Annotated in this window: 12 protein-coding genes; 11 read left to right on the top strand and 1 reads right to left on the bottom strand. The window is 28.2% G+C overall.

Annotation, left to right across the window (positions count from 1 at the left end; translation table 11 throughout):
- The first annotated feature begins 409 nt into the window (after positions 1-409).
- From FYJ83_RS03020 to FYJ83_RS02995, 7 genes are all read left to right on the top strand, one after another.
- Positions 410-1,084: a response regulator transcription factor gene (locus tag FYJ83_RS03020; RefSeq protein ID WP_154438858.1), complete on the top strand. Its 675-nt coding sequence runs from the start codon at positions 410-412 to the stop codon at positions 1,082-1,084.
- Between the two features lie 120 nt (positions 1,085-1,204).
- Positions 1,205-2,107: an ABC transporter ATP-binding protein gene (locus tag FYJ83_RS03015; protein ID WP_154438857.1), complete on the top strand. Its 903-nt coding sequence runs from the start codon at positions 1,205-1,207 to the stop codon at positions 2,105-2,107.
- Entirely contained in the window at positions 2,107-2,847 is a 741-nt protein-coding gene (locus FYJ83_RS03010) for an ABC transporter permease (RefSeq protein WP_216585589.1), read from the top strand. Before FYJ83_RS03015 ends, FYJ83_RS03010 begins: the two co-directional genes overlap by 1 nt.
- Before the next feature lie 38 nt (positions 2,848-2,885).
- A complete protein-coding gene (locus FYJ83_RS03005; protein WP_154438856.1) occupies positions 2,886-3,578 on the top strand; it encodes an ABC transporter ATP-binding protein in 693 nt (230 codons plus the stop codon).
- Positions 3,565-4,149, top strand: coding sequence for a hypothetical protein (locus FYJ83_RS19870; RefSeq protein WP_229768471.1), 585 nt, complete (start codon positions 3,565-3,567; stop codon positions 4,147-4,149). Before FYJ83_RS03005 ends, FYJ83_RS19870 begins: the two co-directional genes overlap by 14 nt.
- Before the next feature lie 30 nt (positions 4,150-4,179).
- Positions 4,180-6,201: an ABC transporter permease gene (locus FYJ83_RS03000; RefSeq protein ID WP_229768470.1), complete on the top strand. Its 2,022-nt coding sequence runs from the start codon at positions 4,180-4,182 to the stop codon at positions 6,199-6,201.
- A 39-nt stretch (positions 6,202-6,240) separates the two neighbouring features.
- Positions 6,241-7,152 carry a sensor histidine kinase gene (locus tag FYJ83_RS02995; RefSeq protein WP_154438855.1) on the top strand — a complete coding sequence of 304 codons (912 nt, stop codon included), beginning with the start codon at positions 6,241-6,243 and terminating at the stop codon, positions 7,150-7,152.
- Positions 7,153-7,440: 288 nt separating this feature from the next.
- Here the strand turns inward: FYJ83_RS02995 and FYJ83_RS02990 are convergent, their stop codons facing one another.
- Positions 7,441-8,634 carry a saccharopine dehydrogenase family protein gene (locus FYJ83_RS02990; protein WP_154438854.1) on the bottom strand — a complete coding sequence of 398 codons (1,194 nt, stop codon included), beginning with the start codon at positions 8,632-8,634 and terminating at the stop codon, positions 7,441-7,443.
- 455 nt (positions 8,635-9,089) lie between these two features.
- On the opposite strand from FYJ83_RS02990, the gene FYJ83_RS02985 reads away from it, so the two are divergent.
- From FYJ83_RS02985 to FYJ83_RS02970, 4 genes are all read left to right on the top strand, one after another.
- Positions 9,090-11,198 carry an NINE protein gene (locus FYJ83_RS02985; protein WP_154438853.1) on the top strand — a complete coding sequence of 703 codons (2,109 nt, stop codon included), beginning with the start codon at positions 9,090-9,092 and terminating at the stop codon, positions 11,196-11,198.
- Positions 11,188-12,516: an ATP-binding protein gene (locus tag FYJ83_RS02980; protein WP_154438852.1), complete on the top strand. Its 1,329-nt coding sequence runs from the start codon at positions 11,188-11,190 to the stop codon at positions 12,514-12,516. The genes FYJ83_RS02985 and FYJ83_RS02980 overlap by 11 nt, the downstream gene beginning before the upstream one ends.
- On the top strand, positions 12,516-14,642 hold the full coding sequence (locus FYJ83_RS02975; protein ID WP_229768469.1) for a DEAD/DEAH box helicase: 2,127 nt from the start codon (positions 12,516-12,518) through the stop codon (positions 14,640-14,642). The genes FYJ83_RS02980 and FYJ83_RS02975 overlap by 1 nt, the downstream gene beginning before the upstream one ends.
- A gap of 244 nt (positions 14,643-14,886) precedes the next feature.
- A complete protein-coding gene (locus tag FYJ83_RS02970) occupies positions 14,887-15,255 on the top strand; it encodes a BlaI/MecI/CopY family transcriptional regulator (RefSeq protein ID WP_154438850.1) in 369 nt (122 codons plus the stop codon).

Here is a 15,255-nt window from a genome sequence, read left to right as displayed (position 1 = left end):
ATACATCTATGAATATATTCAAGTTTTTCATCTATTGTGAAGCTACTTTTTCTTCCCATAAAAAATACTCCTCCTTACAGTAAACAGTTTTATTATTTTAACTGTCTACTACAAGGGGAGCATATCAGAAGTTATAAGGTTTATTTTATATAAGTATATCATATGACCAATTAAGTATGAGAGGATTTGTAGACACATAATGAAACTTGAGGATGTGCATATAATTAATGCAGTTTGCTGGAATTTGATGTAGATTAATATATAATATAAATTAAGAATCTAAAAAGAAGCAAAGATAAATGAATATAAACCATAAAAGACTATGGAAGTTATTGAGTGATAGTAAAATACACACAAAATGAACTAAAAATTCAGTTAATTGAGTTATTTATGAAAGGGTGAAATATGAATGAATAAAATATTAATAATAGAGGATGATTCTCAAATCAATAAGATGATCCAAACTTTACTAAAAAAGAATAAATACGAAGTAGTACCTGCATTTTCTGGTACAGAAGCACTTTTGCTATTAGAAAAAGAATCTTTTTCTTTAGTGTTATTAGACTTAATGCTGCCAGGATTAAGCGGAGAAGAGGTTTTGACTAAAATTAATAAACTGAAGATTCCTGTTATATGTGTATCAGCAAAAGATGACTTAGATACTAAGCTTGAATTAATGAGAAATGGAGCTGATGATTATATAACAAAGCCATTTAATAATGAGGAACTAATTGTAAGAATATCAGCAGTTTTAAGAAGAATGGATAAAGTCTCTTTGCCAGATAAAGCATATATATATAAATTTAAAGATTTAGTCTTAGATAGTGAAAATCATATAGTAACTATTAATAGTGAGCCTATTGAGCTTACTATAAAAGAGTATAAAATATTAGAACTTTTAATTAGTAATCCTAAGAAAGTATTTACTAAACAAAATATATTTGAATCGGTTTGGTCTGAAGAGTATCTTTTTGAAGATAGAGTTGTAACAGTACATGTCAGCAATCTTCGTAATAAATTAAAAAATGGTGAATCATATATAAAAACAGTTTGGGGTATAGGCTATAAGATGGAGGATAATTAATTTATAAAACTTGATACTTTCTTGATAAATTCTTAATCTTATTTTAATACCTTTCCTTTATAATTCAAATATAGAGTAAAATAATACTTTGACTTGCAAAAAAAGTAAGGAGGAAAGTATATGAAATCAGTATTACAAACCTGTAGTTTAACAAAAAAATATGGAAAAGAAAAAGCTGTAAATAAAGTTAGTCTCAATATTGAGAAAGGCGATATTTATGGTTTAATAGGTAAAAACGGTGCAGGGAAGACCACAATTATGAAAATGATATGTGGTTTAGCTAGTCAGAGTCAAGGAGATATTAAGCTTTTTGGAAGCAGTGATTTAAAAAAAGGTAGAAAAAGGATAGGAGCTACTATTGAACAACCAGCACTTTATCCTAATATGACAGCAAAAGAGAATTTGATTTATTATAATAAGCTTCTTGGTATTACAGATTATAGTAATGCGCAAGAAATCCTAAGTTTAGTTGGCTTAGAAGATACAGGTAAAAAGAAAACTAAATCTTTTTCTATGGGAATGAAACAACGATTATCTATTGCAATTTCATTAATTGGGAATCCTGATTTCCTTATTTTAGATGAGCCTACTAACGGATTAGACCCTTTAGGAATTAAACAAATTAGAGAATTACTTTTAAAGCTAAATTATGAAAATGAAATTACTATATTGATTTCTTCTCATATTTTAGGAGAACTTGATAAAATTGCAACAAGGTATGGCGTCATTAAGAATGGTGAACTTATTGATGAACTTTCAGCCTATGAATTAGAAAAATCTTGTGAAAAATGTATTTCATTAGTTGTAAATGACTCAGAGAAGGCAGTTTCTATTATAAAAAATATTATAAAAAGTAATGATTATGAAGTATTAGAAAATGGGGTAATCAACATTTATGATTTTTTAGATATACCTGAAGAAATTAACAAAGCTTTAGTTGAAAATAGTGTATTAGTATCAAATCTAACTTTGAAAAACAATGATATAGAATCCTATTTTATAAAGATGATGGGAGAAGATTAATGATGATGAATGTAATTTCAAGTGAAATTTATAAAATATTTAAAAGCAAAGTATTTTATGGAGTTTTAATAGTACTTTTAATGATGAATGCTATGTTACTTATTTCAGGGCTTAGTGCAATCAGATCTTCTACAATATTAGGAACAGGAATTTCTGCATATCAAGAATCTTATCATGCAGATGGCATCATATATATTATTCTTATATTTGTGGTTTTTTTAATTACTTCTGAATATGCAAATGAGACTATACGCCAAATGAGTTGTCGTGGAATAGAAAGATGGAAATTAGTATTAGGTCAGTATATAGCAATATCTTTGATTACTATTGTAGTTGTGTTGGGATTTGGTTTTATAAATTTATTATTATTTACAGTCTTATTTGAATTAGGTGAAGTTAATATTATTGTATTTATACGCATGAATTTAGGAATGATTTGCATAATTTTGGCAACAGTAGGGCTTGGTACCTTTGTATCTCATTTATCTAAAAGTTCGGGCATTGCAGTTATACTATCTATAATATTATTTATAGGAAGTGATTATATAGCAAAATTATTTGCCTTATTAACAAAAAAAGATATTTTGACAATATATGGTCTTGGAAATATGCGTAAGATTATAATTGATTTTAATTCAAGCCCAGAAGTAGTTGTAAAGATTTCTATGGTTCTTCTATTAATTGTTCTGGCAACTATTTTGGGATCTTATTTATTGTTTTTAAAAAGAGATATAGATTAATTAATAGTATATATTGAAAAAGTAAGGAGACGATAATTTTGGATATATTGAGAACAGAAAATTTATCAAAAATTTATGGGGTAGGGGATAAAAAGGTTAATGCATTAGACAATTTGAGTTTAGAAATTATGAAAGGTGAATTTGTTTCAATAATTGGACCTAGCGGCTCAGGAAAATCTACACTTCTTCATATGCTAGGTAGTGTAGACCGACCAACTGAAGGAAAGATATACATAGAAGGCACGGACATATCATCTATGAATGAAACGGAGTCGGCTTTATTTAGACGAAAAAACATAGGTATAATTTACCAAGCTTATAATTTAATTCCTACATTAAATGTTGAAAAGAATATATCCTTACCAATGCTTTTAGATGGAGTTAAACCTGATAAGGAAGAATTTCATAAGATTATAGAAATGCTTGGCTTAAATGAAAGACTTAATCACTTTCCCAACCAGTTATCAGGAGGACAACAGCAAAGAGTTGCCATAGGAAGGGCATTAATATATAAGCCATCAATTATCTTAGCAGATGAACCTACTGGAAATCTAGATAGTAAGAATAGCAAAATAATTCTTGAATTATTAAAACGTTCAAACAAGGAATACAATCAAACAATAATAATGATAACACATGATGAGGAAGTTGCATTATCGGCAGACAGAATGCTTACAATAATTGATGGAAAAGTAGTATCAGACAAGGTGATAAGTCATGAAAATTATTAATGAATACACATATGAGCATTTGAAAAATAATAAAAGACATACAATTTCCATATTAGTAGCTATTACAATTGCTTCAGTATTATTATTTTCACTATGTATTTTTCTATACTCAATGTGGGAGTCAAAATTAAATGTAACAATTGATGAGTATGGATATTGGCAAGGAGAAATAATGGCACCTGTTTTTGGGGAAAAACTAAAACATATTACAGAAAATCCAGACGTGGAATCTACAATGATTAAAGGAAATTGGTACACAGCAGAACTTCATGATGCAAAACGCCCATATTTGTTGTCGAGAGATGCAAATAAAGATTTCTGGAATAATATGAACTTTAAGAATTCTGTTTTAGAAGGAAGGCTTCCAGAAGAATCTGGAGAAATTGTTATATCAAAACTATTTTTTACAGATAATCCACAATATAAAGTTGGTGATAAGTTAATATTGCCAGTAGGCAATCGTATGTTAAATAATGAAATACTTTCAACTAATGCCTATAAACAAGAAGGGGAAACCTTTGAAGCATTAGAAACTAAGACTTATACAATAGTTGGAAAGTTAGATATATAAGGAATTTCTTTATTTCCAGGATATATTGCTATGGGATATTTGGATACCCTAGATATTCTTCCAACTGATGGACTTACAGTTTATATGAATTTTAAAAATCCTCGTAAAATATATAAGGAATTACCAGACATTGCTGAGTCCGTTGGATTAGATAAAAATGAATATGGACAATATGAAGTTAGATATAACACCATGTTACTGAATTTATATGGAATAAGCGATAAAAATACTACAAATATTCAATTAATTTTAATTTTAGCTATAGTTGTAATTATGATTTTATTAATTATGGGGGCATTTATTCTTATTATTTATAATGCGTTTGCATTATCAGCTAACAGTCGAATTAAGGAATTAAGTATTTTAAAAAGTTTAGGAGCCACACCAAAACAAATTAAGCTTTCAGTTCTTTATGAGGGATTATTGTTGTGGGTTATACAGCTACCGCTTAGTTTAATAATAGGATATATATTTAGTAATCTTGTATTTTCTAAAGTTAATGGAATTCTAAGTCTTATGGAAGATTATAAGAGTATGCAGATTAGTTTTTCTTGGATCGCCATTGTTTTTTCGTTAGCTCTCTCATTAATTACAGTAATAGTTTCAGCATATATTCCAGCAAGAAAAGTAGCAAAAGTACCAGCTGTTTCTGGAATACTTCAAAATAGTCAAGTAATAAAAATTAAAAAGCCAAAACCATATTTAGTAAATAAGAATTTTTTTGGAATAGAAGGTGAATTGGCAAGTTCACGATTTTATGCCAATAAGAAGAGTTTACGTGTTGTAATACTTTCTCTCACAATGTCCTTTGTTTTGATAGCTAGTTATATTAATATTATTTCAATATATAATTTAGCTGATTCTAAAAATGATAAAGAGCTTAGTCATGATATTACTCTTGATTTAAATATTGCTGATGAACCAGATATTGAAATGATTAATAAGATTACTTTAATGGCAGAAGTCAAAGATAGTGTTATTAGAAGGCAGGTGCGTACTGCAATATATGTAGGTTCAGAAAATGAGTCCCATATTTTTTCATCTTTAGGGGGATTGTCAGGGATAAATAGTAATAAGTATAATGTATTAAAAGAAGATGATAAATATAGGATCATAGTTAATCTAGTAGGATTAAGTGATGAATCATTTAAGAAATATTGTAAAGACATTGGAGCTGACTATGAAAAATATAATACAGAAAGTACAGTATCAGGTATATTGATAAATGCAACATATCATACTTTTGATGATTCCAAAATAACAGAGGAAGTGCCCTTATTAAATATAAAAGAAGGTAGTCAAATGTGGCTATACGAAAAAATAGATGATTCTATGCGTACGAATAATAATTTTGATATAAAAATAAGTGATATTACAGATAAATATCCTACTGAAATAAATAGTAATAGATACAATTTAGCTTTAATAGTACCCATGGAAAAGTATATAAAAATAGTTGATGATTTTTCCTCAGAACGTATTTTAGAATCTAACAGAATGTCAATTAGTTTGTTAGTAGGAGACGATGCTAGTCCAAGAGTAAAGAAAGAACTAATACAAATTGCAAGTTCTTATTTAGGCGCAGAAGATTTTAGTATATGGACTTTATTAGAAGAAAAAAATCATAAGGAATTAGTTCAGCAGGCAATTAAGATTAGTATTTCTGCTATTGCATTGATGATTGGTATAATTGGTATTTTTAATGCGTTTTCTATTGTTACAAATAATATGAGATTACGTAAAAAAGAATTTGCTATGTTAAGGTCAATAGGACTAACTCCAAAAGGATTAAATAAAATGCTTACATTAGAAGGTTTGCTATTTGCATTAATGCCGATTCTTATTAGTATACCTATAGTGTTTATTATCTGTTGGTACATGTTAAATTTAACACCGATAACATGGGGTGAATATATAAGTGTTTTTCCAAGTAAATCAATCTTAATATATGCTATACTAATATTTATGGCTATATCTTTTTCATATTGGATTTCTTCTAGGTCAGTAAAAAGAAGTAATATTATAGAATCAATGAGAGATGAAGTATTATAGAATTATAGATATGAGTTGACTAAGGTAAAGGAGCATAATATGGGAGATATTTGGGTAGTTACAACTTTTTTTCTTATATTTTTATTAATTATACTAATTATTTATCATTTATATTATCGTATGAATATTAAACATATAACTAAACAATTAGTAGAAATTATGAATATTACTGACACTAATGGACTTCTAACAGTAAAAGCAAGACAGAAAGATATTTTACAGTTAGTAAATATACTGAACAGATTAATTAAGGACATAAGATCATCTCGTATACAAATCAAAAGATTGAATATGAAATTCAGAAAAGGAATAACAAATATTGCACATGATTTACGGACGCCACTTACCACTGCCCGTGGATATGTTCAATTGCTTCAGACAAATGTTACAGAAGAAGAAAAACAAGAATATTTAAAGATAGTATTAGAAAGACAAAATATGGTTCAAATACTTCTGGAACAATTATTTGAATATGTACGTATTGAATCAGGGGAAACTACTTATGAAAATGTACCTATAGATGCAAAAAAAGTTTTTATAGACACTCTTACAATGTATTATGATGATTTTAATAAAAAAGGAGAGGAGCCCATTGTTAAATTATTAGAAAAACAATGTATAATATTAGGAGATGAACAAGGATTAAAAAGAATCTTTTCTAATATATTATTTAATTCAATTATACATGGTAAAGGAGAATATTCTTTTCAGATAATTGAAGAAGAAAGTTATATTTTTACCTTTTCTAATATTAGTGACCCAATGACTAGGGAGGATTTAGATATAATATTTAATCGTTTTTATACAAAGGATCAAGCTAGAAATAAAAACAATACTGGTTTAGGTTTGACAATAGCTAAAGAAATTACGATGCAGTTTAATGGAAGAATAGCAGCCTTTTATAATGATGGGAAATTTTCCATATCTGTTTCTTTGCCTAAAGCTGAATAAAAATAAATGAAAGTTCATTTTAGACCCAGAATGTAGGAGGCATATTATAATAATATGAGTATGAGTATAGATAAATTAACTTGTTGTACTAGTTAAAATTTACAAATATAAAAACTCCAGCAATTATGTTAACCTATCATTAATAACACTCATGAAATTAATGATAGGTTAATATATACTAGAGTCTAATAATATTTTACAAACAATATAATTGGCGAACTAATGACCATTGATTATGAAAAAACTTGATTTAATTTTTGTGAAAAAATTTAAGAAATTTGTTTACTATTAATATACTTCTCTAACAGTAAGTTCTTCGTTAATAGTAAATCCAAATCCATCTTCACGGATTCTCTTTACTGTTTCTTTTACAAATTTATCTGCATTTTCTATAGCTTCTTCAGCTACCATAATACCTTTTTTAGTTATTTCACCTTTGGCTAACATTTCAGCACCGATAATCAGTGGTATTGCTGTAAGTGGAGCCATGTTTCCTGCTACCCTTCCTATATAAGACGCACTTTTACCATCTTTTTTACCATGTAGCTCTGTGGCTGCACATGCAGTAACTCCTTTTAAAAATTCCTTAAGTTCTTCTTCTGTCATTGCTGGTTTGCTTGCTTTTTGTGCTAATAATACGGCTAGTGCAAAATCACGAGGTGATACAGGATTACCATTGATATCAAGTGGATAATTAGACGTAAGGCCTGCTAAGCTAAGGTCTTTAAAGCCTTCGTATGCTGATACTGGTTCAAGGCTGAATCTTACAGATATGTTTTGAATTCCTGGTGAGTATTTTGGGAATGTAAATACTTCAGGATGGCCTATTCTAGTGACTTTACGAACACCATATGGTTCACCAAAATCAAAATCCCATTCTTCACGGAATGAAGGTTCATTTAATTTTTCTCCGTTTTTAATATATGGAGCATTGTGTACACATTCCAACATATGTCCAAGTACTGCAGGGCCACCTGGTTCTTTCTCGTCACATGCAAAGTAAAATATAGCTTCATTTAGTGAGTCAAAGTAACGTTGCTCTGCACTACATGCTAGTACTGATAGAAAACCTGGACTTGCACCAAGACCCATTATCATACTAAGATTTTTTTCTTCAGCTTTCTTTGGTAAGTCTGATTCAAATATTTTATGAAATGCTTCAATATCATCGCAGAAATCAATATAGTGTTTTCCAGCCTTTATTGTAGTTTCTATAATCTTATATGCAAGAACATGATAAGGACCTGTACAGTTAGCAACTACATCACAATCCTTTATAAGTTCGTATAAGGCTTCCTCATCAGAAACGTCAACTTCTGCAGCTTTTACTATTGGTGAGTTAAGACTTTCTACGATTTTCTTGTTCTTTTCAAGATTACGAGATGAAATTATTACCTCGTCAAAGATACTACCATGATTGATTAAATCCCTAATTCCATAAAGTGCTTGAGAACCTGCTCCACCTAATACAACTAATTTCATAATAATCCCCCTTAAATAGTTTTAACGTATTTTATTATCACCTTATTGTTAATATTATATCACCAGTAATTGGAAAAGTCTAACTGTTAAGGGATAGTGTCAATTAACTTATTTGTCTTATTTAGTGTAACCTATCCATCATAATTATCAAAGTATTAATTTTAATATACTTTAAAAAGTTATAGAAAATAACTTAGAAGATTTTAAGGAATTTATTTATTTAATCAATAAACTTTAAATAAGAGATAAACCTTATAATTGCTAAAAATAGCTGTTATAGGGTTTGTTTTATGTTGTATAAGTTTAAGTTTAGAGTAATTAATAATCAAATTTAGCTCATATCACTTTATATACTTATTATTCCTATAATGGACAAAAAATTATCTATAAATTATAATATAGTTTAATGGGAAGGTTTCAAGTTAATGAGGTTTAAAGAAAGGGGGATATAGGTTATGCAGATTAGTAAAAAAACAAACTATTTTGTTAGTGTGATTGAATTTAAAGAAATCAATAAAAATCCTTTCATAGCAGGACTATTATCAATATTTTTAGGAATCTTTGGAGTACATAGATTTTATCTTAAAAGAAAGCTAACTGGTTTTATATTTTGTATAATAGTCATTACTTCTTTACAATTTGGAGATGCAAATATTGTTGCTATATTACTGTTATTATCTTTTATAGAAGGAGTGATATATATAATTAAGGGAATAGGATGGTTGAAAGATAAACTTATAAATAATAGTATTAGTAATAATGAATATATGGACAAACTACAGAGAGTAACTGATGAAGAAAAAATTAATATGGATGGAAAAGAGACGAGAGATGGACTAAATGAAAAGGAAAAAATAAATGAAATAGAGATAATTGAAGTATCTCATATTGAACCTAAAAAGATACATACAGAAACAAAATCAAGTAATAAATATCAAAATAATTGGACAAAGAAGCTAGATATACCTTATGAAAGGTACATAATGGAAATATCTCAAGTTAAAGATGAAACTATAAAATTTTATGAGAAACTATGTAATTACCTTGATGAAGAATTAAGAAAAAAACAAATATCTCTCAACAAGGAAATAAAGAGGATATTAGAAGAGGGAGGACGTTATAACAATATTTTATATACCATTTATTGTATATCAGAAGGTCATGTAACCAAAGCATATAGTGGAGGATATGATTATTATGATCCTGGATATTCATATGGAATACTAGAAGAACATTTAGGAAAAGATATTAGAGATAAAGTATTTGCTAAAGCACAAGGGCTTGAAAAGAATGTAGCACCTCCAATGGACGAGGTATTAATCTATTTCAATCTAACAGAAAATGGATTGCCAAAAAAATGGTGGGATAATGATGGGAAGCTTAGGAAAAACATGGAATTTAATACTAAAGACCTAAATGTTTTAACAGCTACTCCATCAAGAAATACAATAGTATGGGATATTTATAGTGCAAAGAAAAAAATTATAAGTTTATATTTGGTATTATGGGAATCCATATCTAATGGATTAGAAGCAGATGTAAAATGGATAAAAAAGAAAAAAGATGTTCTTAAAAAGATAATTGATGGAGAATATAGGTACTATATAGATTATGAAAATGAAAATATTTTAGCATCACTAATAAAGATTTCAGAGAATACATTAAGAGAAGTTATTCCCAATACTCAGATTTTAAATATTACTAATGATCAAGAGAATATCGATAAGTACTTACCAAAAGAAGTTGTAAAGGACATAAATAATAAAATTATAGAGTATAAAAAAGGTATAAGTAGAAAAGAGATAGAAAATATATTAAATGAAATGATTGAAAAAAGGCCTAGTGATTGGAAACTAAAAGCAGAAAAGATATTGATGGCTGATATTGATATGGGGTTAAAGGATTTAATAAGTTATGAACAAGATGAAAATTTTTTAAAGATAGCAAAAGAGATAATTAAAAAATCGGATTATAAGGAGTTACTATTGTTGTCTTTATATGGAATAGGAAAGCAGGAAAATTTAAGTCAAAAAAATATTAAGTTGTTGGAAAGTATTATATATTCCAGTAACTTATCCATATATAAAGAACTTGTAGAGGACAAAATAGCATTATCTATGGAGTTATTAAATAGATTAGTAGAACTTACGATGCCCATTAGAAAGAAGATAGAATTGGATATGAACAAAGTTGAATTATCGAAGAAGGAGCTTACTGAAACTGTAAATATTGTACAAGAATACATAGGGGAAAATGAAGATAAAATAATTGAAACTGAAAATAAGAATCCAATAGAAAAAATAGTAGAAGAAATTGACGATAAATTAGATTTTAAGTATGGTGAATTTTTAAATTTGATATTAAATATAGGTGCTATGAAGATTGAAGATGGAAAAAGAATAGCTATGGATAATGGCACTTTATTAAATGCTTTTATAAGTGAAGTTAATCGTGAATTATATGAATATATACAGGATCAAACTATAATAATTGACGATGATTACATTAAGATAGATGAATTTTATGTAGATATGGTAAGGGAGTTGATAAAAAATGAAGAATAGGGTAAATCCTAAGGAAGCTGATAATATTATAAAGGCACTAGAGGGAGGAGTAGTACCACGAAGAGGAATTCAACATCTTTTAGTCGGACGAAATGAAGAGGTTCAGGAGATTATTTCAATTTTAGAATCTATAACTCAAGGCGGCAGTGACATAAGATTTTGGATAGGAGATTTTGGTAGTGGAAAAAGTTTTATGCTAAGAACCATAGAATCTATTGCTGTACAAAAGAACTTTGTTGTATCTACAGTGGATTTAACACCTACAAGAAGATTCTATTCATCTGATGGTAAAGCAAAGTCTCTATATAATGAGATAATAAATAATATAGTTATACAGACCTCGCAAGACGGCAATGCTATAAATACTATAATAGAAGAATGGATAAATAGGATTATCACAAACATATCTGAGAGAGACAATATACCTATTAATCAATTGTTAATGATAGAAAATAAAAAAATTGTAGAAAATGAAATACTAAATATTACTAGTTGTTTTAAATCAGTAGGACTATCTTATGAATTAGGACAGGCTATTTCTAAATATTATGAAGGTATAGCAGAAGATAATAAAGTGTTGAAGTTAAAGGCTCTAAGATGGATACGTGGAGATATAGACACTAGAACTGAATCTAAAAGAGAATTAGGAATAGAAAGAATAATAAATGATGACAATTGGTATGATGCTATTAAAAATTTAGCAGAATTATTTTCTGATATAGGATATTCAGGATTTGTAGTAAATTTTGATGAGGCTGTTAATTTATATAAATTGCCTATGGCTCAGACAAGAGAAAGGAATTATGAAAAGATACTAAATATATTTAATGAATGTAAATCCAATACTGCAAGAGGATTATTTATAAATTTTGGAGCTACAAGAAAGACTATATTTGATGAACATCGTGGTATGTCTAGTTATGGTGCTTTAAAAGGAAGATTAGGAAGTGATGGTAACTTAAATTCAAGATTAATAAATACAAATAAAACTGCTTTGCTACTCAAACCTTTGACTGTAGAAGAGATATATACATTACTTGATAATCTAAATAGTATTTATAATATACACTATAGAAAAAATATATCCATGACAACTGAAAATATACAAATATATATGGAAGAACAATTAAACAGACCAGGTGCAGCTGAATTTTTAACTCCACGTGCAGTTATTAAGGATTATCTAGAAGTACTGGATTTAATTAGGCAAAATCCAGATGAAGAGATTGAAAGTATAGTTTATGGAAAGTTTGGTAAAGAACCTATGCCAGTAACCAAGGATGAAGCTAATAAAGATGATGATATTGAGGTTCTATGATGAGCAGCTATAACTTGTTGCGAAGAGAAATTAGAGAATATATATATGATGAAGGTTGGGAGGCATTAAGAAAAATACAAGAGGCATCAATAAAACGTGTCAATGATACGGAAAATAATTTAATATTAGCTGCACCTACTGCTTCAGGAAAAACAGAAGCAGCGTTTTTACCAGCTATAAACGCAATAGAAAACTGGGATTCTGGTCTTAAAATTATGTATATATCTCCCTTAATAGCACTTATAAATGATCAATTTAAAAGAATACATGATTTATGTGATTATATGAATATACCTGTAACATCTTGGCATGGAGAAGCATCTAAGTCTAAGAAAAATAAGTTGTTGAAAAGGCCACAAGGAATACTTTTAATAACTCCAGAATCTATGGAGGCTATGTTATCTTTGAAATCAGGAGAAGCAAAGAGTCTTTTTAATGGTACGGAATGGATAATAGTTGATGAAATACATAGCTTTCTAGAAAATAATAGGGGTATACAGTTAAAGTCCCTGATGGAAAGAACAAAACTATATATGACAAAAGAACCTAGATTTATAGGTATGTCAGCTACTTTAAATAGAGAAGATTATAAGATAGTTAAGAATTTTTTTATCAGCAATAGAGATACAGATGTATTATTAGATAGTAGTAAAAATCCTTTAGAAGTTACCAAGAGCTATTATAAATCAAATATAAAAAAAGAATCAATTGAAGCATTAAATGAGATATACGATTACTCGCAAAGAGAATCCATGTTGATTTTTCCAAATGCAAGAAGCGAAGTAGAAAGATTATCAGTGAGTCTCAGTAGATTAGCACAAAAGATGGGTTCAAACACTAGATATTTTGCTCATCATTCTGCAGTAAGTAAGGATACGCGACTTACTGCAGAAAATTTTGCTAAGAATAGTAAAGAGGAATTATTCTCCATATGTTGTACATCTACTTTGGAATTAGGAATAGACATAGGTTCGGTAGATAGTATAGTTCAATATAACGCTCCACACTCCGTAGCAAGCTTAGGTCAAAGATTAGGAAGAAGTGGTAGAAGAGAAAGAAAAAACGTATTACATTTTATTGCAACTGATGAATGGTCATTACTACAAGGTCTAGCTGCATTATCACTTTATGAAGAAGGAATAATAGATAGAATTGATCCAATAATAAAACCTTATGATGTTTTGGCACATCAAATAATATCTATTTTATTGGAGAATACTGGAATTCCATTTGAGAATTTAAAAGCTTTAAATAAAAAATTTAATTCATGGCAAGATATAGAGGATAATGAGTACCTAGAATTATTAGAATACTTAATACAAAAAGAATATATAGAGATATTAGAAGATGAGGCAATAACAGGTATTGAATCAGAAAAATTATTGAGGGGTAGAGAGTTTTTTGCCCATTTTGAAACAGAAAATAATTTCTCTGTTTATAATAGCCAAAAAAAGATAGGAGAGATTCCACTATCTCCTAGTGTACAAATTGGAATAAATATATTTTTATCTGCACAGATATGGAAAATAACAGATATAGAATTGAAGGGTAAAAAAATATATGTAGATAAAGCCATAGACGGAAATCCACCTATGTTTTTTGGAGATGGTGGTAACATAACCAATGAAATAAGAAATCGAATGAAAACTATATTGAAGAATGAGGGGCATTGGGAGTGCTATAATGATGACATTAAAGAGGTCTTATTAAAGCTTTCAGAAGAGAATTTAAAGTATGACGGTTTTCACTGGGTAGAGAAAGATGATAAAGTTGGGCTTAGAACATTTCAAGGGACAAGAATAAATAGAACTTTACAGCTCTTATTAAATATGCTAAATAATAGTATAAACTATAAGCTTGAAGATAAAGAAACCTTTATATATGGATTGAACATAAGAGAAGCTATAAATAAGGTAATGGAAAGAAATTTTAATGAAAATGATATTTTTTTATATTTAATAACTCATCCAGAAATAGTGGAATTATATTTATCTTTTAACAAATATAGAGCACTATTACCAGATAATTTAAAAGTTAAATATGTGATTAATAATAAATTGGATTTAGAAGGAGTAAAAAAATATTTGAGTAATTCAGTAACTAACACTTTTAATGGATTCTTTTAATTTAGAGTCAGATTTTTTGAAATCACCAATATACTTTAAGTTGTTTAATATTAGTTGGAAGTAATTAATAAAGGTTTTGAAGTCCTTTTAAGTAGGGGTTTCAACCTTTTTTATTTTGAGAAAAAAATATAGTTTGATGACCTTAGAAAATGATTTATAGGTAATCTTTAAACTTGACTTTGTATTCTACATGATGTAAAATAACTGCAATACTACATAATGTAGAATAAGAGGAGTGATAGGATTGGATATAATTAAAATTTCAGATGCAGAATATGAAATAATGGAAATTATTTGGAATGAGGGTAGGGAAGTTACTACAGTTGATATAATTGAAAAACTGGGAGAAGATAATTTTTGGAAACATACTACTATACTTACATTAGCTAAGCGATTAGTAGATAAAAATGTATTAAATGTAAGAAAAGAAAAGAGAGTTAATTATTATTCTCCAAATATTAGTAAAGATGAATATAAATCCTACCAAGCTGACGGATTTATAGAAAATATGTATGGTGGCAGCATAAAGTCTTTAGTAGCGTCATTATATGATAATAAGAAGATAGATGAAAATGACTTAAAAGAGTTAAAAGACTGGATTAGGAGGTTATGA

This window comes from Tissierella pigra (genome assembly GCF_009695605.1).
In the GTDB taxonomy this organism is placed as follows: domain Bacteria; phylum Bacillota; class Clostridia; order Tissierellales; family Tissierellaceae; genus Tissierella; species Tissierella pigra.
This window is presented reverse-complemented; position numbering and strand designations above follow the sequence as displayed.